This window comes from Mycolicibacterium vulneris (genome assembly GCF_002104765.1).
GTDB lineage: Bacteria > Actinomycetota > Actinomycetes > Mycobacteriales > Mycobacteriaceae > Mycobacterium > Mycobacterium vulneris.
In genome coordinates this window covers 36,020-57,073 of record NZ_NCXM01000004.1, presented here as the reverse complement: position 1 = coordinate 57,073, position 21,054 = coordinate 36,020, and the positions used below count along the sequence as shown (strand labels likewise).

Genomic DNA, 21,054 nt, shown 5'->3' with positions numbered 1-21,054 from the left:
GCAGTCGGGCGCGTTGCGCCAGTACGTACCCGGCTACTTCAGGTCTACCGACTTCCCGGTGGCGGCCGCGTGGCCCGCTCGGTAACCGAAAACCATTGCCGGGCCCAGTGTTCCGCCGGCGCCGCCGTAGGCCCGTCCGGTCGCGCCGCCCATCGCGTTGCCCGCAGCGAACAGGCCCGGTATCGGCTCGCCGCCGACATGCAGAACGCGGGCATCGTGATCGGTGCGGGGGCCGCCCTTGGTTCCCATCGCGCCGATGCTCACCGGCACCGCGTAGAACGGGGCGGTATCTATCGGGCCCAGCGTCTTACCGGTCGGTGTGGTCGCGCTGTCGTCGCCCCAGTAACCGTCGTAGGCGCTAGAGCCACGGCCGAAGTCGGGGTCGGCGCCGGCGGCCACGTGACGGTTCCAGCTCTCGACCGTGCGGGTCAGGCCGTCGGCGTCGATACCCGTCTTGGCGGCCAACTCGGTGAGGTCCGCCGACTCGCAGAACCAGTCCGGGACGGGTTGTCCGGGTTCGATCCCAAGAAAACCATAGCGCTGCAGGTGAATCGAGTCGAATACCATCCATCCGCGATCGTTGACGTAGCCGTCACGAGGATCCAGGTAATGGAAGGCGCCGGCCATCGAGTTGTAATCGCATGCCTCGTTGACAAAGCGTCGGCCCGCCGAGTTGACGATGATGCTGCGCGGCCGTGTTCGCTCCAGCCGCACGCTGCGGCTGCGCGGCTTGCCCTCGATGGTGTCGCCCGGGATTTGCACGATCGGTACCCACCAGGCCTCGCCCATGTTGGCCAGGTCGGCCCCGTGCTCCATTGCCATGCGCAAGCCGTCGCCGGTGTTGTTGGGCGGCGAGACCGCGCCGTGCATGGGGCCGCGCAGAAAAGCTTGTGTCAGAGCGGGATCCCACTCGAAGCCGCCGGTGCCCAGGATGACCCCGTGCCGGGCGCGAACACTGATCGTCCGATCCGGCAGGGCCACGCGCACCCCGGTGATTTCGCCGTCTTCGGCGATGAGACCCACGGCCCGAGCGTTGGTGTGTGGGGTCACCCCGGCGTCCAGCAGGCCTTTGAGCAGGCCCGCGATCAGCGCGGTGCCGGCGACGCACAGATGGCTGGTTCGTTCGTCGATCGCCGCGTGCAGGCGCGCCCTGGTCTCGGCATCGAAGCCGACGTTGGACCAGTCGGCCGGGAAAGACGTTATCTGCGTGGCCCATTCGCCGAGTTGAGCCAGGTCGAAGGGGGCCGCGCTGAGCGACCGGCCGCCGCCCGGCTGCCCTCCCGGCAACTCGGGGCGGTAGTCGGGGAATCCGGTCGCGATCTCGAACTGAAGACCGCTGTGTGCCTCGATGAAATCGAGCATCGCCGGCCCGGTGCGCACGAACGTTTCCACCAGCTCGTCGTCCATCGATCCGAGCGACTGGGCACGCAGGTACCGCAGCGCGTCGGCGGCCGTCAATGCGCCATCGGGAGAACGGTTGTGGGCGGGAATCCACACGATGCCGCCGGACACGGCGGTGGTGCCGCCGACGGTCGGGGCCTTCTCGTAGACCTCAACCGAGGCGCCCGTGACGGCCGCGGTCAGTGCGGCGGTGAGGCCGGCGCCGCCGCTGCCGAGCACGACGACGTCGACTTCGTGGTCCCATGGCATGGACTGCTGACCCTTCAGCTCAGTAGCTCCGACAACTGCTTGGCGGCCTTGACGACCGCATCTTTCCCGCGCATCACGACGTCTTCCCGGTGCGAGATGAGGTTGATGCACGTTGGTGGGGACGGCACCGGACGGCGCACCCCCACGGCCAAGCCGTAGGTATTCGGTTCGATCTCACCGTAGGTCGTCACCCAACCACGTTCGCGCGCACGGGAAACCAGCTCTCGTTCACCCGGGCGTGGAGGCATGCATGCGAGCAGGGCGATCCCGGCGGCGCCGCGGTCCAGCGGGTAGCGGCTGCCTTCGTGGAAGGAAAGCTGGTAGGCGACATGGCTGGGCACGATGACCGCGATGGCCACCTGCTGGTCGCCTTCCGCGATGAGCAGGGACACGGTGGTGCCGAGCTCGTCGGCCAGCGCCCGCAGCGTCGGCAGGCTCACTTGTCGCACGTTGCGGTCGAAGGAAGCGCCGAGCACTGCCAGGCCCGCGGCCGGCCGGTAGCGGCCGTCCTCCCCCTTGGCCACCAGCCGGAACTCGGCCAACGTCGTCAACAGCCGATAGGCGATGGTGCGATGCACCCCGACCTGATCGGCGACCTGTTGCACCGTCAGTCCGCCGGGGGAGTCCGCCACCATCTGCAGCGCGGTCAGACCCCTGGCCAGGGTCTGCGAACCGGTACCTGACCCCGTCACAGCCTTGACAGACCTTCCCGCGAGAGCGAAGCTCTATATATAACGCACATTAGTGTGCGATATTAGCACACTAGGTAAGCCGAAAACGAGAACGAGATTTTCCCGATCTGGAGGCCGGACAGCGCCGTGACGGAGTTCGAGAGCATCTGGAGCGATCTCCAGGGCGTCGCGTTTGAGCAGGGCTACCTAGACGCCGGAGGAATACGGACCCGCTACCTGCGTGCCGGTGATCCGGGCAAGCCGGTACTGGTGCTGCTGCACGGGTCCGGTGGCCACGCGGAGGCCTACGTCCGCAATTTGGGCGCGCACGCCGAGCATTTCTGGACCTGGTCGATCGACATGCTGGGCCACGGATACACCGACAAGCCGGGTCATCCGCTGGAAGTCACGCACTACGTCGAGCACCTGATGGCGGTGTTGCGCACCATCGGTGTGGACCGCGCCTACATCAGCGGCGAATCGCTTGGGGGCTGGGTGGCCGCCCGCACCGCGGTCGACCATCCGGATGTGGTTGAGCGGCTGGTGCTTAACACCGCAGGCGGTTCGCAAGCCGATCCCGTGGTGATGCAACGGATCATTGCGCTGTCGATGGCCGCCGCCGAGAACCCGACCTGGGAGACGGTGCAAGCGCGCATCAAATGGTTGATGGCCGACAAGTCGAAGGGCTACGACGACCTGGTTGCCAGCCGCCAACGAGTTTATCGCCAACCGGGATTCGTCTCCGCGATGAGCGACATCATGGCGTTGCAGGATCCGCAGATCCGCGCGCGCAACATCCTCGGACCGGACGAATACGGGTCGATCATCGCCCCGACGCTGGTGCTGTGGACCAGTGACGACCCCACCGCAGACGTGACGGAGGGACGCCGCATGGCGTCGATGATTCCGGGCGCGCGCTTCGAGGTGATGCCCGGCTGCGGCCACTGGCCGCAGTACGAGGACCCCAAGGCGTTCAATCAGTTGCATCTCGACTTCCTGCTGGACCGGTAATGGTTGCACCGGGGCGGGAGGTACCTGACATCGAGACCGATGTGCTGGTGGTGGGCGCGGGGCCGGTCGGCTTGACCCTCGCCAACATCCTTGGCCTGCAAGGCATCCGCACGGTGTTGGTCGACGAGCGGGTCACCCTCATCGACTACCCCCGCGGGGTCGGCCTGGATGACGAGGCGCTGCGGACCTTCCAGTCGATCGGGCTCGTCGAGCGGGTGCTGCCGCACACCGTGCCCAACCAGATTCTTCGGTTCGTCGACGCCAAGCGCCGAGTGCTCGCCGAAATGGCGCCACCGGACGCACGTTTCGGGTGGCCGAAGCGAAATGGCTTCGTGCAACCGCTCGTGGATGCCGAATTGCTGGCCGGCCTGGACCGATTCGAACACGTTCAGGTGCGCTGGGGATGCCCGATGACGGCATGCCAGGAGAACGCCGACGGGGTGACCGCCGAACTCGGCAACGCCGACAACGACGGTGACACCTCACGCGTGCGGGCGCGCTATGTGGTCGGGTGCGACGGCGGCCGCAGCATGACCCGGCGGGTGATGGGTGTGTCGTTCGACGGCACGACGTCGTCGACCCGGTGGTTGGTGGTCGACATCGCCAACGACCCGCTCGGGCACCCGAACAGTGAGGTCGGCGCCGACCCCGAACGCCCGTACGCCTCGATCTCGATCGCTCACGGAATTCGCCGCTTCGAGTTCATGATTCACGCCGACGAGACCGACGAGCAGGCCGAAGATCCCGCGTTCCTGACCCAGATGCTGGCCCGAATGGTGCCCCACCCCGAGCGGGTCGACGTGATCCGGCGCCGGGTGTACACCCACCACTCGCGGATCGCCGGGGCATTCCGCCAGGGTCGGCTGCTGCTGGCCGGCGATGCGGCCCATCTGATGCCGGTGTGGCAGGGCCAGGGGTACAACAGCGGGATCCGCGACGCGGCGAACCTGGGCTGGAAGCTCGCCGCGGTGGTGAGTGGGCGGGCCGAAGACAAGCTGCTGGACACCTATGACGTGGAACGCCGCAAGCACGCCCGCGCGATGATCGACCTGTCCACCATGGTGGGCCGGGTGATCTCGCCGACCAACCGCCGGGTGGCGACCGCGCGAGATCTGTTGGTGCGCTCGGCGTCAATTGTCCCGTCGCTCAAGCGATATGTGCTGGAGATGCGGTTCAAGCCGATGCCGCGCTATGAATACGGGGCCGTCGTACACGCCGCGCCGGGCCGCACCGATTCGCCGGTGGGAACCCTGTTCATCCAGCCCCGCGTCGACACCCGGGACAAGCAGAACGTGTTGCTCGACGACGTGCTCGGTCCGTGGTTCGCCGTGCTGTGCTGGAATAACAACCCGCGCAAGATTCTCGGCGATGTGGCGTTCGCGAACTGGAAAGCCGTAGGAGCCCGGTTCTTCGCGCTCCGCCCGGCGACCCAACTGCACTGGACCGGACACGACGACCCCGATGTCGTGGTCGTGGGTGACCGGCACGGTGGCCTCAAATCCTGGTTCGACACCCACTCCGACTCGGTGCTGTTCCTGCGTCCCGACCGGTGCATCGCGGGTGCCTGCATCGCTCAGCGCGCCCCCGACCTGAGCGCCGCGCTCCTTGGCGTACTTACACTCACGCCGCGAGGAGGTGAATCGCAAAGTGGCACTGGCTCTGTGCTGTATGTCGCACAGCCCTCTCCTGAATCTTCCGGGGCCGTCGCAGGACCTGCTTGACGACATCGAAGGCGCGATCGCCGCAGCGCGCGGCTTCGTCGAAGAGTATGACCCCGAACTGGTGGTCAGTTTCTCTCCCGACCACTACAACGGCTTCTTCTACAAGGTGATGCCGCCCTTCTGCATCGGAACCAGCGCCTGCGGAGTCGGCGACTACGGCACCCATGCCGGCCCGCTGAACGTGCCGGAAATGCTTGCCACCGAATGCGCGAAGGCGGTCCTCGACGCGGGCGTCGACATCGCGGTGTCGGCCAGCATGGACGTGGACCACGGCACGGTTCAGCCGCTGGAAAAGCTCTTCGGTGACGCCACCGCCCGTCCCGTGATACCGATCTTCGTCAACGCCATCGGCGTGCCGCTGGGCCCGATGCATCGCTGCCGTGCGCTCGGCAGGGCCGTCGGCGACTATCTGGCCACCCTGGACAAGCGAGTTCTGATCCTGGGATCCGGTGGGCTCTCGCACAGCCCGCCGGTGCCGACCCTGGCCACCGCGCCCGCGCCCGCGCCGGTGCTGGAGCGGATCGTGCATGGCCGGCCGATGACGTCCGAGCAGCGGCAGGCCCGACAGGCAGCCGTCATCGACGCGGCCAAGAGTTTCGCCGCCGGCGAGAGCGAGCTGCAGGCGCTCAACCCGACGTGGGACCGCCGATTTCTGGAGATCATCGACGGCGGATGGCTAAGCGAATTGGCCGGGTGGTCGAATTCGTTTGTCGCCCATGAGGGCGGCAGCTCCGCGCAGGAGATCCGCACCTGGGTGGCGGCGTTCGGGGCGCTGGAAGCGGCGGGGCCCTACGAGACCACTGACCGCTACTACAAGCCCGCACCCGAACTGATCGCCGGTTTCGCCATCAGAACGGCACTTCCGAAATGACGGGTGCGTTGGACGGTTTCGATCACGTTGTCGACGTGCTCATCGTCGGGTCCGGCGGTGGCGGCATGACGGCCGCGCTGACGGCGCAGGCCGCCGGGCTTGACGCACTGGTGATCGAAAAATCGTCCCACTTCGGGGGTTCCACCGCTTTGTCCGGTGGCGGCATCTGGGTGCCCGGGGCTCCCGCGCAGCGGCGGGAGGGCTATGTGCCCTCGCCCGAAGCCGTCGTGGGTTACCTCAAGCTGATCACCGACGGATTGGTCAGCGAGGCCCGGCTGCGGCAGTACGTCGAGAGTGCGCCGCAAATGCTGCAGTTCTTGGAGCAGCTGTCCGGATGGTTCGAATTCGTCTGGAAGCCCGGTTATGCCGACTACTACCCCGAGCTGCCCGGCGGCTCCGAGCTCGGCAGCACGATCAACGTGCCCGCGATCGACCTGCGGAAGTTGGGTCCCGACGAGCAAAAGCTGCTCGCGCCCCTGGCGCTGGCCCCGAGGGGAATCTGGTTGGGACCCAAGGACCTGCGCACGTTCTATCGGATCAGGCAGTCGTGGGCGGGCAAGGCCGTGCTGCTCAAGTTGATTGGCCGAATGGTCCGGGCGAGGGTGTTCGGCGAGCGGATGGCCGCGATCGGACAGTCGCTGGCGGCCCGGCTCCGGCTGGCGTTGCGGGAACGCGGCATCCCGCTCTGGCTGGACTCGCCGATGGTGCAGCTGCTCACCGACGCCGACGGGTCGGTCACCGGCGCGGTGGTGGAGCGCGAGGGCAAGGCGCAGCGGATCGGTGCGCGGCTGGGCGTCATCCTGGCGTCCGGCGGATTCGACCACGACCTGGCCTGGCGCAAAGAGCTTCTACCCGAGGTGGACCAGGACTGGAGCTTCGGCAATCCCGCGGCCATGGGCGACGGCATCCGCGCGGGTCAAAAGGTCGGCGCTGCAACGGATCTGCTCAACGAGGCCTGGTGGTTTCCGGCGATCCAGTGGCCGGACGGCCGTATGCAGTTCATGCTCAACGAACGGATGATGCCGGCGCAGTTCATCGTCAACGGCGCCGGTGAGCGATTCATCAACGAGGCGGCTCCCTACATGGACTTCGGGCACGCCATGATCGACGGCCAGCGATCCGGCGTCACGCATATCCCGTGCTGGCTGATCACCGATCGCAGATCGTTCAACCGCTACGTAGTCGGGGGGCACCTGCCGATACCCAAGATTCCGGGAGCGCCGGTTCCCACCGGCCGCAAGATGCCGCCGGCCTGGCTGGAATCGGGCGTCGTCAAAGCGGCCACGACGTGGGACGAAATGGCGGCCAACATCGGCGTGCCCGCGGGCCAGCTCGCCGAAACCGCCCGCCGCTTCAATGAACTCGCCCGCAAGGGCCACGACGACGATTTCAACCGCGGCGACAGCGTGTACGACAACTACTACGGCGACCACACCCTGCCCAACCCGAACCTGTATCCGCTTGGTGATCCGCCGTACTACGCCTTCCGGATCGTGCTCGGGGACCTCGGGACCTCGGGCGGCCTGCTGACCGACGAACACGCCCGCGTGTTGCGGGACGACGGCAGCGTGGTGCCGGGCCTGTACGCGGTGGGCAACACGTCCGCGCCGGTGATGGGCCGCAGCTACGCCGGTGCCGGTGCGACCATCGGCCCAGCCATGACCTTCGGGTATGTCGCGGCGAAACACGTTGCGGCCCAGGCAGCCAACCGTGCCATTAATACTCATAGGAGGTAACGATGAAAATCTCACTGTTCTACGAATTCGCACTGCCCCGGCCCTGGGCGCCCGACGATGAACACGTCATGCTGCAGGACTGTCTCAACGAGGTCGAGGCCGCCGACAAGGCGGGCTTCTCCACCGTGTGGCTGACCGAGCACCACTTCCTCGAGGAGTACTGCCACTCGACGGCACCGGAGATCTTCTTGGCCGCGGCCAGCCAGCGAACGAAGAACATTCGCCTGGGATTCGGCATCATGCACCTGCCGCCGGTGGTCAACCACCCTGCCCGGGTGGCCGAGCGCATCGCCACCCTCGACCTGCTGTCCAACGGCCGCGTCGAATTCGGTACCGGCGAGTCGTCGTCGGTCGGTGAACTCGGCGGATTCAACATCGACCCCGCCGACAAGCGCGCGCAGTGGGAAGAGGCCCTCGAGGTGTCGATCCGCTGCATGATCGAGGAGCCGTTCACCGGGTTCAACGGCGAATACGTTCAGATGCCCGCGCGCAACGTCGTTCCCAAGCCGCTGCAGAAGCCGCACCCGCCGGTCTGGGTCGCCTGCACGCGGCCGGCCAGCGTGCAGATGGCGGCCCAAAAGGCGATTGGCGCATTGAGTTTCGCCTACACCGGTCCCGGACCCCTGACCGAGCGGGTCAACGGCTACTACAAGGAGTTCGAGGAGAACGGCGTACCGGTAACTCCCCGGATCAACCCGAATATTCTGGCCATCGGCGGGGACCTGTCCATGATGGTGGCCAAGACCGACGAGCAGGCATTGCAGCGGCTCGGGCAGGGCGGCGGCTTCTTCTCGTTCGGAATCATGCACTACTACATGACCGGAGTGCACACGCCGGGGCGCACTGGAGTCTGGAAGCGCTATCTCGAAGAGGTGGAGAAGGATCCGACGCTGGCGTACGGGCCCGGCCGGGGTGCCATCGGCTCTCCGGCCACGGTGCGCGAGTTCCTGCGCGGCTACGAGGAGAGCGGCGTCGACGAGATCATCTTGCTGCTCAACCCGCGTAGCCACGAGGGCACCATGGAATCCATCGAGCTGATGGGCAAAGAGGTGCTCCCCGAATTCATCGAACGGGACGCAAAGGCCCTGGCGGAAAAGGCGAAACGGCTGGAGCCCGTCATCGAAAAGGTGGAGGCGCGCCGCCCGAAATCGACCGCACCGCAATTCGACGAGGATTACTCGTTTGGTGGACTCCCGACGGGTCGCGGCGGTAAATTCACCGCCAGCGAGATCCCCGAAGCCATGGCGGAGATCAACGAAGGCCGTGTACAGGCGGCGCAGCGCGCAAAGGACCAGCAGAAGTAGTGCCCGACGGCATCTGAGTCGGGAGAATTTCGAGGCGAGCCTTGGGAGAGATCGACGAGCTGTGGCGCTACGACGGCCGTCGTGCGGTGGTGACCGGATGTGCTTCCGGCATCGGCGAACACGTGGTGCGTCAGCTCACCGAGCTTGGTGCCGAAGTCATCGGGTTGGACAAACGGCGACCGGACTTCGCGACCGACGAGTTCCATGAGGTCGATCTGGCCGATCAAACGTCGATCGAGTCGGCGGTCGGCGCGGTGACGGGTCAGGTCGATGCCCTGTTCAACGTTGCGGGCGTGTCGTCCGGGATCGGCGATCCGCCACTCGTCGTGACCATCAACTTCCTGGGGATGCGCCACGCCACCGAGGCACTGATTCCGAAGATGGCCGCCGGGTCATCCATCGTGAGCGTGTCATCGCTCGCGGCGGCGGCGTACCGGGAGCACCTGGCGGAGGTGGCGCCGCTGCTTTCCACCGCGACGATGCAGGAGGGTATCGACTGGTGCGCCCTGCATCCCGATGCGCTGGGGACCGGCTATCAGTTGTCCAAGGAAGCGATCATCCTGTACACCATGCGCAGCGCGACGCCGCTGGGCGCGCGGGGAATCCGCATCAACTGCACCGGCCCCGGGGTCACCGAGACGCCGATCCTGGACCAGCTGCGCACGGCGTACGGGCAGGGCTTCCTCGACGACATTCCCAAGCCGTTGGGCCGCGTCTCCGGCCCCGCCGAGCAGGCCTCGGTGCTGCTCTTCCTGAATAGCAATGCCGCCAGCTATATTTCGGGCCAGGTGTTGTGGGTCGACGGCGGAAACGTGGGCGCCGCAATCGCGCGTGAACTCGAGGAAGGGCGTGCCCCGTGGCCAGTGTGACCGACTTTCGCCGGACCGCTCGCGATGTCAGCAACTGGGGCCGTTGGGGCGATGACGACGAACTCGGCACACTGAACTTCATCACCGAGGAAAAGATCGCCCAGGCCGCAAGTCTGGTCCGGCACGGCAAAGTGTTTCCACTCGGCGTGGATTTCGGCTCGTCGGGGCCTCAGGGCGCCTTCGGTTTTCGGCACAATCCGATCCATGTGATGACGGTGGACGGCGGTGACGCCAGCACGCTGGCCCAGTACGGGCCGGATTGGCACCGGAACCCGACGGCGGCGCAGATGGGTCCGTACTTCGTCGACAACCTGTTCCGGTTCAACGACGACATGATCATCATGCCGTTGCAGGCGGCTACCCAATGGGACGCGTTGTCGCACGTCTATTACGACGACCAGCTCTACAACGGGATCCCCGCGGGTTCGGTGACCAGCCTCGGCGCCTGCCGGCTCGGCATCGAAAAAGTGGACGGTAAGGGCATCACCTCGCGCGGTGTGCTACTGGACCTGGTGCGTCACCGCGGCGCGGAGGTCTTCCTGGAGCACGGAAACCCCATCACACCGGAGGAATTGGACGACGTGGTCCGCGCGCAGGGCGTGACGATCGGACGTGGCGACGTTCTGCTCATCAAAACCGGTTGGTGGACACGGTATCTGCAGACGGGAAACAAGACCGAACGATATTCCGGCCTGGACTGGCGGTGCGCGCAGTGGCTGCACGATCATGAGATCGCGGCGGTCGCGTCCGACAACCTCCAGGTCGAAGACCCGGTGTCCGGGGTTGATGGCGTGTTCTTACCCTTCCATCTGCTGACGCTGCGCGACATGGGGCTGATGCTCGGTGAGTACTGGGACCTGACCGCACTGGCGGCCGACTGCGCCGCCGACGGCGTGTACGAGTTTCAACTCATCGCACCACCGCTGAGATTCGTTGGGGCAGTGGGCTCACCGGTGAACCCGATCGCGATCAAATGATGCAGCGCAAAACCCTGTCAGTTGACGGCCTGGCCACCAGCTATCTGGAAGCCGGCGACGGCGACCCGGTGGTACTGCTGCACGGGGGTGAGTTCGGCGCCGGCGCCGAACTCGGCTGGGAACGCAACATCGCCGCGCTCGCCGCGCGGTATCGGGTCCTGGCGCCGGACCAGCTGGGGTTCGGGGAGTCCGCCAAGGTCATCGACTTCGTCGACGGCCGCGGCATGCGGATCCGGCATGTGGCGCGGTTCTGCGAACTGCTCGGCGTCGATTCGGCGCACTTCGTGGGCAATTCGATGGGCGCCATCAACCTGCTCACCGACGTCACGTCCGACGCGCCGCTGCTCCCGGTGCGCAGCTTGGCGATCATCTGTGGCGGTGGCGAGATCCAGCAGAACGAGCATTTCGAGGCGCTGCAGAACTACGACGCGACGTTGCCCGCGATGCGCCGCATCGTCCAAGCGCTGTTCTTCGACTCCGGCTACCCCGCCGACGACGATTACGTCCGCCGCCGCTACGAGTCGAGCACCGCGCCGGGAGCATGGGAAGCCATCGCCGCGGCAAGGTTCCGCCGCCCCGGCGCCACGCCGTCCGCAACCCCGTCGACCGCCCGGGCCTACGAACGCATCGGCGTGCCAACGTTTGTCGTCGAAGGGGCGGGGGACAAGCTGCTTCCCGCGGGCTGGGCCGCCGAGATCGCCAAGCAGATCGACGGGGCCCGTTCGGTTGTGGTCGACAAGGCCGGACACTGCCCCCAGATCGAGCAGGCCCCGGGGGTCAACGAATTACTGATGGATTTCCTGGGCGCATTTTGAACATCAGAAGACGTAATCCAGCCGGGTCATCATTCCGGCGACCTGGTGATAGGTGTTGTGGCAGTCCATCACCCAGGTCCCGGGATTGTCGGCGACCAGGACGGCGACCAGCTTCTGCTTCGGCAGCACCATGACGGTGTCCTTGCGGGCGCCGAGGCTGCCGTCGGCCCTGATCACCTGAAACGTATGCCCGTGCAGGTGAATTGGGTGATACATCATCGTGGCGTTGTCGAACGTGATGCTGGGCCGTTGGCCCTGCTGGACGTGCAGCGGATTGGTCTTGCTGTAGCGCTCCCCGTTGATCGTCCAGTTGTATTGCATCATGTTGCCGCCCAGGACCACGGGGAGATCGAGGCTGGGATCGGGACGTCCTAGGTTGACCGGCGTTGTGGCCGTGAACATCTCGACGGTGCCCACCCGTTTGGTGAGTTCGCCCGGCTGGAACTGCGGGTCGGGGGCGCTCCCCGAAGCCGTGGAGAGCAAGGCGCGGGCCACGCCGTTCTTGCCTTCGGCGACCGCGACAAGTGGGAAGACACCGTCCGCGGCGGTCACGGCCACGTCGTAGCGTTCGGCCATCCCGATGAGAAGCGCGTCGACTTGCGCGGGGACCACGGGGTAGCCGTCGGTGTGAGTCACCGTCATCGCATGGCCGGCCAGTGCGACCCGGAAGGTGGTGTCGGACGCGGTGTTGATGAAGCGGATCCGGATGCGCTGGCCCGGCTTGGCGTTAAACGTCATGGGGGAAGCGGGGATTCGCCCGTTGATCAGATAGTACGGGTAGGCGATGTCTCCGGCGTCGCCACCGAGCAGGTCGCTGGTGCCGACGCGTGCCGCCGCGGCCGTCGGGCTGGTCGACGTCGTCTCGGTCGTCGTCGTGGGCGACGTCTCGGTCGTCGTCGTCTCGGTGGTCGTCTCCGAAGTCGTCGTCTCGGTCGTCGTTTCGGTCGTGCTCTGCGGAGGCTTGTTAGGGTTGCTCAGTTCGCTGTAGAGCTGCTGCGGGCTCTTCCCGACGCCATCGGTCCAATCGTCAAGGACGACGATCCATTCGGCGTCGTAATTGCCCTCGGTCGGGTCGTCGACGATGATCGGCAGATACAGACCGGTGTCCTCGTCCAGGCCGGTGTGCGGATGCGCCCAGTAGGTACCCGAATTCGGCACGGAGAACCGGTAGGTGAAGTCGTGGCCGGCCGCGATGTCGGGTGTGGCCGGCTCGGCGCCGTCCATGTCGTTGCGCAGCGCGATGCCGTGCCAATGCACCGAGGTCGGATGATCGAGCCGGTTCGACACCGTCACCTCGACCTCGTCGCCGATACGGGCCCGGATCACCGGGCCCGGGATGCTGTTGCCGTAGGCCAGCGTGCGCACGACCGGCCCACCCAGGTCGACCTCGACCTGCTGGGCTGTGAGCTTGGCGGTGACGGTACGGCCGCTATGCGGTCGGCCGGCCTCGGTTTCGGCGATGGCGGCGGCCAACCGTGCGTTGCCCGTCGCCTCCGGTTTCGATTGGCCGCACGCCGCAAGCGCCAATCCGCCGGCGATGCCCGCGGCCATGAAACCGCGCCTGGTGAGCCGAGTTCTGTCGACAGGGACACCGCTTGTGGGCTGCACGGGCAATCGGTGCTCCTCGTCTTGGGCTCGCCCTAACGTTCTCGTGCTTGGATGCTAGGCGGAGCGCAACCGCGAGCGCTAGACCCTCCAATGATCGCGCGAAGGCATACGCCCGAGCGCGGCGGCAGTACGCAATCACTTCAATGTGATTCCGCGTAAACGCATCTGGGGACTGCGACCGCTACTCGATGTCGCCACTTGCTCGCACTCTGGCCCTACTGGGCACCGCTTGCTGCCTGCGCAGCCATCCAGTCGCTGAAGGTGGTGGGGTAGACGGCCACTTCTTCGTCGTCGGTGGGAACGATGCTGCGGTCGTCCAGAACCGCACCGTAATAGCGGGCATCGTCATCCGTCACCACCGTGCGCGCATCACCTGTGGCCGCCAACCGCGTGCGGATGAAGTCGTCCATCCCATGCTTCTCGGGACCGGCGACGTTGATCACGGCGTTGACCGGATCGTCCGTCGCCGCGCGGGTGACCGCCAGGGCCACATCCGCGGCGGCAATCGGCTGGAACGCCCCGTGCGGGGCACGGACGGTGTCGCCCTCGGCCAACGAATCTGCAATGCCGTCAACGAATTCGAAGAATTGCGTTGCCCGCACGATCGAATACGGCTGTCCCGATTCCACGATAACTTTTTCCTGCGCGACCTTGGCCCGCATGTAACCACTCTCGGTCGCCCGGTCGGCTCCCACGATCGACAGGGCGACGTGGTGCTGCACGCCCCCGGCCCGCTCCGCGTCCAGCAGATTGCGGGTAGACGTGGTGAAGAAGTTCAGGACATCGTCGTCGGCCCAGGACGGCGAGTTGGACACGTCCACCACGGTGTGGACTCCCGCGACGGCGTCGGCGACACCTTCACCGGTCACGGCATTGACGCCCGTGCTCGGCGACGCCGGGACCGCCTCGTGTCCCAGCTCGGTGAGCCTGGCGACGACCTGTGACCCGATCAGCCCGCTGCCACCTATCACCAACACCTTCATGATCACGCCTTTCCCGTTTCCCGACGAACTGGCCTCCTCAGCATGGCGCAGACGCCGGAGGGCGGGAGCCCCGGGAGGTTCCGTGGTCCTGGCGCACACGAGGATCCGTCTGCCATCGCGTTAAATCAGTTGCTTGACTTAACGCGGCATGCGCCGATTAACTCGTCGTGTGGTTAACGAATTGGACGGCAAGGTCGCCGTCGTCACCGGCGCGGCGTCCGGCATCGGCCGCGGCCTCGCGGAGCGGTTTGTGGCCGAGGGCGCACGGGTCGTCATCGCCGACGTCGAGACCGACCGGGGCGAGGCGCTGGCGCAGTCGCTCGGTGCCAATGCCGTCTTCTGGCAGACCGACGTCTCCGACCCCGAACAGGTGGGAGCCCTGGTGTCCGGCGCCGTCGAGACGTTCGGCGGCCTGCACGTCATGGTGAACAACGCCGGGATTTCCAGCCCGCTGCGCAAGCTGCTCGACGATGACCTCGCCGATTTTCACCGCGTGATGGGGGTCAACGTGCTCGGCGTGATGGCGGGTACCCGGGATGCCGCGCGGTACATGGCCGAACACGGCGGCGGGTCGATCATCAACATCACCTCGATAGGCGGCATCCAGGCCGGCGGCGGCGTGATGATCTATCGCGCCTCGAAGGCCGCCGTTATTCAATTCACCAAGGCCGCGGCAATTGAGTTGGCATACCACGAGATTCGGGTCAACGCCATCGCGCCGGGCAACATCCCGACGCCGATCTTGGGGAAGTCGGGGACCGGCATGGACCCCGAGCGGCTGAAGCAGTTCGAGGCGCGGATCCGCGAGACGATGCGCGAGGATCGCCCGCTGAAGCGCGAGGGCACGCCCGAGGACGTCGCCGAGGCGGCGCTGTATTTCGCCACCGACCGCTCGCGCTACGTCACCGGGACGGTGCTCCCGGTCGACGGTGGGACCGTGGCGGGCAAGCCGATCCGATCGAAGAAGCAGGCCTGACATCGCCGAAGGGCCCGAGCGTGACGATGCGGTCACGTTCGGCCTCCGGCGTGACGATGCGGTCACGGTCGGCCCGCGCACGGCGGTGGTCGGCCGGCGGCAGCCAACAATTTAAATCAATCACTTGACTTAAACTCGGCTACGAGGTTGACTGATCCGATGACCACCGCCGGCCGGACCGTTCGTACCGAGCGGGCCAGTTCCACCCAAGAGGCGATCCTGGTGGCCGCCGAGCGCCTATACGCCGAGCATGGCGTGTTCGCGGTGTCCAACCGGCAGGTCAGCGAGGCCGCGGGCCAGGGCAACAACGCGGCCGTCGGTTACCACTTCGGCACCAAGGCCGACCTGGTGCGGGCGATCGAGCAGAAGCATCGCGGGCCCGTCGAGCAGCTACGCGAACAGATGGTGACCGAACTGCTCGACACGGGCGGTTCGACCGAAATGCGCAACTGGGTGGCCTGTTTGGTGCGCCCGCTCACCGATCACCTGGACGAGCTCGGAAACCCCACCTGGTACGCGCGTTTCGCGGCCCAGGCGATGACCGACCCGGCCTACTACAACATCATCGTCAAGGGAGCGCTGAGCTCCTGGTCGCTGGTCCAGGTGGTCGAGGGCATCAACCACTGCCTGCCCGAACTGCCGGCCGAAGTGCACTTCGAACGCAACATCATGGCCCGAAACCTGTTGATGCACACCTGCGCTGACCGTGAACGCGCGCTGGCCGCGGGCGCGGTGACGTCTCATCGTTCATGGCGGGCCGCGGCGTCCGGGCTCATCGACGCGATCGTGGGCCTCTGGCTGGCGCCCGTGACGGCGTACGAGTGAGGGACTCGCAGATGAAAGTGACTGTCGATCAGAATATTTGCGCTTCTTCGGGCAACTGCGTGATGAACGCGCCCGAAGTGTTCGACCAGCGCGATGACGACGGCGTCGTCGAACTGCTCAATCCTAATCCCACAGCCGAACAGGCCGAAGGGGCGCGGCGGGCGGCGGCGGCCTGCCCCGCGCTTGCCATCCACATCGAGGAATGACATGTCAGACACATTGACGAGCACCGCGACAGCGCAGACCTCCGATATCCCGGACTACCCGATGGCCAGGGAGCCGCGCTGCCCGTTCGCGCCGCCACCGGACGTCATGGCGCTGGCCGAGGCCAGGCCGATGTCCCGGGTGCGGATCTGGGACGGCAGCACGCCGTGGCTCATCACGGGCTACGAGCAAGTGCGCGAACTGTTTTCGGATTCGCGGGTCAGCGTCGACGACCGCCAGCCCGGGTTTCCGCACTGGAACGAAGGCATGCTGTCCACGGTGCACAAGCGCCCGCGGTCGGTGTTCACCGCGGACGGCGAGGAGCACACCCGATTCCGGCGCATGCTGTCGAAACCGTTCACATTCAAGCGAGTCGAGAACCTGCGCCCGACCATCCAGCAGATCACCGACGACCACATCGACGCGATCCTCGCCGGACCCCAGCCTGCCGACATCGTCACCGCGCTGGCGCTGCCGGTGCCGTCGCTGGTGATCAGCCAGCTGCTGGGCGTTCCCTACGAAGACGCCGACATGTTCCAGCACCACGCGAACGTCGGCCTCGCGCGTTACGCCACCGGTGAGGACACCGTCAAAGGTGCGATGAGCCTGAACAAATACCTCGCCCAGCTGGTCGAAGCCAAGATAGAGAATCCGGCCGAGGACGCGGTGTCCGACCTCGCCGAGCGGGTGAAGACCGGTGAGCTCAGCGTGAAGGAGGCGGCGCAGCTGGGCACCGGCCTGCTGATCGCCGGACATGAGACCACCTCCAACATGATCGGGCTCGGCGTGCTCGCCCTGCTGCATAACCCCGACCAGTTGGCCGTCATCCGCGAGGCCGAAGATCCGAAGGTCGTCGCCAGCGCGGTAGAAGAACTCCTGCGCTACCTCAGCATCATTCAGAACGGTCAGCGCCGCGTCGCGCTCGAAGACATCCACATCGCCGGCGAGACGATCCGTGCCGGCGAGGGCATCATCATCGATCTGGCCCCGGCCAACTGGGATCCGGACGCGTTCGCCGAACCGGACCGCCTGTACCTGCACCGCTCGGGCGCCGACCGCAACGTCGCCTTCGGCTACGGCCGGCACCAGTGTGTAGGACAGCAGCTGGCCCGCGCCGAGCTGCAGATCGTGTTCCACACCCTGGCCCGGCGCATTCCCGCACTTCAACTTGCCATTCCGATCGAGGAGGTTCCGTTCAAGGACGACCGACTCGCCTACGGCGTCTATGAACTGCCGGTGAGCTGGTAGCCCGGCTCGCTACTTATCAAAACTGCGGATCCGAACGGAGGGTCAATGATGACGACTCAAACAAGCACGCTCTACCCGCCCGGAGGCTATGGCGCTCCGAAGGATCGGCGTGGCCACGCCGTCGGCAGCGACATCGGTCTACCGCAGGGGACCGTGGTCTTCTCGGCCGACAACCACATCTCGCTCGCGGATGACATCTTCTACCAACGCTTCCCGGACGACCTGAAGGATAAGGCGCCGCGGATCTGGTACGAGGACGGCGCCTACCAGGTCGGCCGCAAGGGACAGTCGTTCCTGCCGGGCGACTTCAGCGCCGTGCTGATGCAGTACGACGACCTGCCCGGGGCGGCGAGCACCAACATCGAGGCCCGGATCCAAGAACTGCACGACGACGGCGTCGAGAAGGAACTGGCGTTCCCCAACGCGGTGCTGGCGCTGTTTCACTACCCGGACAAGCAGCTTCGCGAACTCGCCTTCCGCATCTACAACGAATACATCGCCGAGCTGCAGGAGCGCTCGAACGGTCACTTTTACGGCGCCGGGCTGATCAACTGGTGGGACCCGCAGGGTGCCCGCAAGACGCTGGCCGAGCTGAAGTCATTGGGAATCAGGACCTTCCTGCTGCCGCTCAACCCCGGCAAGGATGACGACGGCAACATCATCGACTACGGCAGCACCGCAATGAAGCCGGTCTGGGACGAGATCGAGGCCGCCGGTCTTCCAGTGGCCCACCACATCGGGGAGACGCCGCCGAAAACCCCGTGCCAGTTCAACAGCGTGGTGGTCGGCATGATGATCAACATCGACGGCTTCCGCGAACAGTTCGCCAAGTACCTCTTCACCGGAATTCTCGATGATCATCCCGGGCTGAAAATCGGCTGGTTCGAAGGTGGGATCGCCTGGGTGCCTTGGGCTTTGCAGGACGCCGAGCACCTGATGGGGTCGTACCAACACATGTTCAACCGGACCCTCGAGCACGAACCGCGCTACTACTGGGACACCCACATGTGCGCGTCGTTCATGGTCGACCCGCTGGGCCTGCAGCTGATCGACCAGATCGGCGTGGACAAGGTGATGTGGTCCAGCGACTACCCGCACAACGAGAGCACCTACGGCTACTCCGAGAAATCGCTGAAATCCGTTGTGGACGCGGTGGGTCCGGAGAACGCGGTGAAGATCGTCAGCGGCAACGTCACGAAGTTCCTGGGTCTGTAGTGACGACGTTCGCGCAACTGGATATCAACACCGGCAACGGACTGGTGATCCCGGAAACGGCCGACCTGGCTCGCCTGCGCCGCGAGACGGGGGCCCGGCTGCGTTCGGCGATGTCCGAGCGCGGGGTCGACGCGATGATCCTGCTGGGCAACAACGCGGTGGTCTACGCCACCGGTGCCAGCTGGCCACTCGGCGACGCCGGATTGTCCTACGTCGAACGGCCGGTGGCCGTGGTGCTCGCCGACGACGCATGGCCGCACCTGTTCCTGCCCTTCCGCGAGGGGGCCTCGCAGGAGTCGGACCTGCCCGCCGACCACTTGCACGGGCCCGTTTACCTCGAATTCGACGAGGGCGTACAGCATTTCGCGCATCAGCTGGCAGACCTCATTCCGGCCAAAGCGGTGGTCGCGGTCGACGAGTTCACCGGCGCCATGTCGCGCGCCGCGAAGCTCCTGTTCCCGGCCGGTGCTCCGGTTGATGCCGCGGCCATCGTCAGCGCCGCCAAGTCTGTAAAGACGCCGGACGAATTGTCCTGCATGCGCACCGCGATCCGGATCACCGACGAGGCGATGGTCGAGGTCCAGAAGAGCCTGGCCCCCGGAATCCGGCAGATCGATTTGTCGGCAAGCTTTTTGCGCCTTGCCTTCGAGCTGGGCGCCACGGCCAGCATGCTCGAGCCGATCTGGCAGGTGATGCCGCCGAGTAAGGCCGAGGGAGTCTGGACCACGCACGGCGATTTGGCGCTGCCGCTACTGACCACTGAACGCGAGCTGGCCGAAGGTGATGTGTTGTGGACTGACGTCAGCATCACCTATCGGGGCTACTGCTCCGACTTCGGGCGCACCTGGATCGTCGGGCAAGATCCGTCGCCGCGTCAGCGGGCGCAGTTCGACAAATGGTTCACGATCATGAGCGCAGTCCTCGGCGTTGCCAAGGCCGGTGCCACCGCGGCGGACCTGGGCCGGGCCGCCATCAAGGCGAACGGCGGCACCAAGCCGTGGCTGCCGCACTTCTACCTGGGCCACGGCATCGGGGTCAACGCCGCCGAAATGCCGATGATCGGAACCGATCTCGGGCAGGAGTTCGACGAGAACTTCGTCCTGCAAGCCGGGATGGTGCTGGTTCTGGAACCCGTGGTGTGGGAAGACGGCACCGGCGGCTACCGCAGCGAAGAGGTCCTGGTGATAACCGAGGAAGGCTGGATCCGTTTGACCGACTACCCCTATGACCCGTATGGCTGCCATGTCAGTTGAAGTTTGCCCTGACGAGCGCACGCTGCGCTCGGGGCGGCGCCAGCGGGCGCTGGCTCAGATGGCGGCACACGATCTCGACGTCCTGGTCCTCGGCCGGCAGGCCAACGTCCGTTACGTCACCGGCGCGCCGCAACTGTGGGTCGCCGGCACCCGGCCGTTCGGCCCGACCTGCGTGCTGGTGCGTGAGACCGGCGCCGTGCACCTCCTGAGCACCTGGGATGAGGGCGTTCCCGAGGACATCCCCCACGAGAACCTCTACGGCATCTCGTGGAACCCGATGAACACGATCTCCGCCCTGCAGCGTATCGACGGCGCGGCAACCGCCCGGCGCGTCGGAACCGATGCGCTCTCGCCGGTTTTCGCGCAGCTCCTGCCGACCGCGTTTCCGAACGCGCAGCTGGTCGATGGCGAGCTCGCCATGCGCGCCGCACGCCGCATCAAGACACACGAGGAGATCGCCGCGCTGCGCGAGTCCGTCGCGGTGGCCGAGTCTGCGCTGGCGGCCGCGGTCTCCGAGTTGCGGCCGGGCGTAACCGAACAAGCGCTGGCCGGAGTCTTGCTGGAGGCCTCTGCGGCCGGCGGTGTGAGCACACCGTCGAATCAAGATGTCGCATGGGTGACATCGCGCACGCACCCCTGGCGACGCGCCCGCGGCGACGGTCGCATTCAGGACGGCGACCTGGTGGCGTTCTCCGCGGGAGTGCTGGCGGGAGGCTACGTCGGCGAAGTGGGCCGGACCTGGCCCGCCGACAACCGACACGCGCCCGGCGGCGCCGCGGCCCTGCACGGGCGATGGAAACGACTGTGGGACAAGCTGATTGCTGCATGCCAGCCCGGCGCGGGCGCGAGCGAACTGCTCGGAGCCTACCCGGCTGCCGACGAGCCCGAGCCGCCGATGCCGGTGGCCCGCGGTCTGGGCATGGGGTTCGACCCACCCGTCGTTTCCAAGCACCTGCCTAACACCGCGTCCGACGAACGCCTGGAGCCCGGGATGGTGCTGGCCGTGACGGGCCACGTGTGGGACGAAGGAGTCGGGGCGGTATTCGGGCGGGAAGCGGTCCTGATCACCGCGGACGGCCCCGAAGTGCTCACCGCGAGCCCGTTCTGGCAGCCCTAG

19 protein-coding genes are annotated in these 21,054 nt (G+C 66.4%); 15 read left to right on the top strand and 4 right to left on the bottom strand.

Going from position 1 to position 21,054, the window contains the following annotated elements; genetic code table 11:
- Positions 1-33: 33 nt before the first annotated feature.
- Together B8W69_RS05085 and B8W69_RS05080 are read right to left on the bottom strand one after the other, a co-directional pair.
- Positions 34-1,650 carry an FAD-dependent oxidoreductase gene (locus tag B8W69_RS05085; RefSeq protein WP_085288871.1) on the bottom strand — a complete coding sequence of 539 codons (1,617 nt, stop codon included), beginning with the start codon at positions 1,648-1,650 and terminating at the stop codon, positions 34-36.
- A 14-nt stretch (positions 1,651-1,664) separates the two neighbouring features.
- Positions 1,665-2,342 (bottom strand): IclR family transcriptional regulator, encoded by a 678-nt coding sequence (locus tag B8W69_RS05080; RefSeq protein ID WP_085288870.1) that lies wholly within the window; start codon positions 2,340-2,342, stop codon positions 1,665-1,667.
- A 126-nt stretch (positions 2,343-2,468) separates the two neighbouring features.
- Between B8W69_RS05080 and B8W69_RS05075 the strand changes: the two genes are divergently transcribed.
- Genes B8W69_RS05075 through B8W69_RS05040 form a run of 8 tightly spaced genes read left to right on the top strand, consistent with a single transcriptional unit; the run spans position 2,469 to position 11,625 of the window.
- Positions 2,469-3,332, top strand: a complete 864-nt coding sequence (locus tag B8W69_RS05075) for an alpha/beta fold hydrolase (protein ID WP_085288869.1) — start codon at positions 2,469-2,471, stop codon at positions 3,330-3,332.
- Positions 3,332-5,053: a bifunctional 3-(3-hydroxy-phenyl)propionate/3-hydroxycinnamic acid hydroxylase gene (locus B8W69_RS05070; RefSeq protein ID WP_085288868.1), complete on the top strand. Its 1,722-nt coding sequence runs from the start codon at positions 3,332-3,334 to the stop codon at positions 5,051-5,053. Before B8W69_RS05075 ends, B8W69_RS05070 begins: the two co-directional genes overlap by 1 nt.
- Positions 5,001-5,924 (top strand): 3-carboxyethylcatechol 2,3-dioxygenase, encoded by a 924-nt coding sequence (locus tag B8W69_RS05065; protein ID WP_245843128.1) that lies wholly within the window; start codon positions 5,001-5,003, stop codon positions 5,922-5,924. The genes B8W69_RS05070 and B8W69_RS05065 overlap by 53 nt, the downstream gene beginning before the upstream one ends.
- Before the next feature lie 8 nt (positions 5,925-5,932).
- On the top strand, positions 5,933-7,660 hold the full coding sequence (locus B8W69_RS05060) for an FAD-binding protein (protein WP_110881849.1): 1,728 nt from the start codon (positions 5,933-5,935) through the stop codon (positions 7,658-7,660).
- A 2-nt stretch (positions 7,661-7,662) separates the two neighbouring features.
- Positions 7,663-8,964, top strand: a complete 1,302-nt coding sequence (locus B8W69_RS05055) for an LLM class flavin-dependent oxidoreductase (protein ID WP_085288865.1) — start codon at positions 7,663-7,665, stop codon at positions 8,962-8,964.
- Between the two features lie 41 nt (positions 8,965-9,005).
- Positions 9,006-9,833, top strand: coding sequence for a coniferyl-alcohol dehydrogenase (locus B8W69_RS05050; protein ID WP_085288864.1), 828 nt, complete (start codon positions 9,006-9,008; stop codon positions 9,831-9,833).
- On the top strand, positions 9,821-10,810 hold the full coding sequence (locus B8W69_RS05045; protein ID WP_085288863.1) for a cyclase family protein: 990 nt from the start codon (positions 9,821-9,823) through the stop codon (positions 10,808-10,810). Before B8W69_RS05050 ends, B8W69_RS05045 begins: the two co-directional genes overlap by 13 nt.
- Positions 10,807-11,625: an alpha/beta fold hydrolase gene (locus B8W69_RS05040; protein ID WP_085288862.1), complete on the top strand. Its 819-nt coding sequence runs from the start codon at positions 10,807-10,809 to the stop codon at positions 11,623-11,625. Before B8W69_RS05045 ends, B8W69_RS05040 begins: the two co-directional genes overlap by 4 nt.
- A gap of 3 nt (positions 11,626-11,628) precedes the next feature.
- On the opposite strand, the gene B8W69_RS05035 is transcribed toward B8W69_RS05040, so the two are convergent.
- Together B8W69_RS05035 and B8W69_RS05030 are read right to left on the bottom strand one after the other, a co-directional pair.
- Positions 11,629-13,239, bottom strand: coding sequence for a multicopper oxidase family protein (locus B8W69_RS05035; protein WP_085288861.1), 1,611 nt, complete (start codon positions 13,237-13,239; stop codon positions 11,629-11,631).
- A gap of 209 nt (positions 13,240-13,448) precedes the next feature.
- Entirely contained in the window at positions 13,449-14,216 is a 768-nt protein-coding gene (locus B8W69_RS05030; protein WP_085289011.1) for an SDR family oxidoreductase, read from the bottom strand.
- A gap of 169 nt (positions 14,217-14,385) precedes the next feature.
- Here B8W69_RS05030 and B8W69_RS05025 point away from each other — a divergent pair, with 169 nt between their 5' ends.
- From B8W69_RS05025 to B8W69_RS04995, 7 genes are all read left to right on the top strand, one after another.
- Positions 14,386-15,192, top strand: a complete 807-nt coding sequence (locus tag B8W69_RS05025; RefSeq protein WP_085288860.1) for an SDR family NAD(P)-dependent oxidoreductase — start codon at positions 14,386-14,388, stop codon at positions 15,190-15,192.
- Between the two features lie 159 nt (positions 15,193-15,351).
- Positions 15,352-16,017: a TetR/AcrR family transcriptional regulator gene (locus tag B8W69_RS05020; RefSeq protein WP_085288859.1), complete on the top strand. Its 666-nt coding sequence runs from the start codon at positions 15,352-15,354 to the stop codon at positions 16,015-16,017.
- Positions 16,018-16,028: 11 nt separating this feature from the next.
- The gene (locus B8W69_RS05015; protein WP_085289010.1) at positions 16,029-16,223 is read left to right on the top strand and encodes a ferredoxin; all 195 of its coding nucleotides are present in this window, start codon (positions 16,029-16,031) and stop codon (positions 16,221-16,223) included.
- Position 16,224: 1 nt separating this feature from the next.
- Positions 16,225-17,469 (top strand): cytochrome P450, encoded by a 1,245-nt coding sequence (locus B8W69_RS05010; protein ID WP_085288858.1) that lies wholly within the window; start codon positions 16,225-16,227, stop codon positions 17,467-17,469.
- A 153-nt stretch (positions 17,470-17,622) separates the two neighbouring features.
- Positions 17,623-18,684, top strand: a complete 1,062-nt coding sequence (locus B8W69_RS05005) for an amidohydrolase family protein (RefSeq protein WP_181447337.1) — start codon at positions 17,623-17,625, stop codon at positions 18,682-18,684.
- The gene (locus tag B8W69_RS05000) at positions 18,684-19,937 is read left to right on the top strand and encodes a M24 family metallopeptidase (protein WP_085288857.1); all 1,254 of its coding nucleotides are present in this window, start codon (positions 18,684-18,686) and stop codon (positions 19,935-19,937) included. The genes B8W69_RS05005 and B8W69_RS05000 overlap by 1 nt, the downstream gene beginning before the upstream one ends.
- Entirely contained in the window at positions 19,927-21,054 is a 1,128-nt protein-coding gene (locus tag B8W69_RS04995) for a M24 family metallopeptidase (protein WP_085288856.1), read from the top strand. The genes B8W69_RS05000 and B8W69_RS04995 overlap by 11 nt, the downstream gene beginning before the upstream one ends.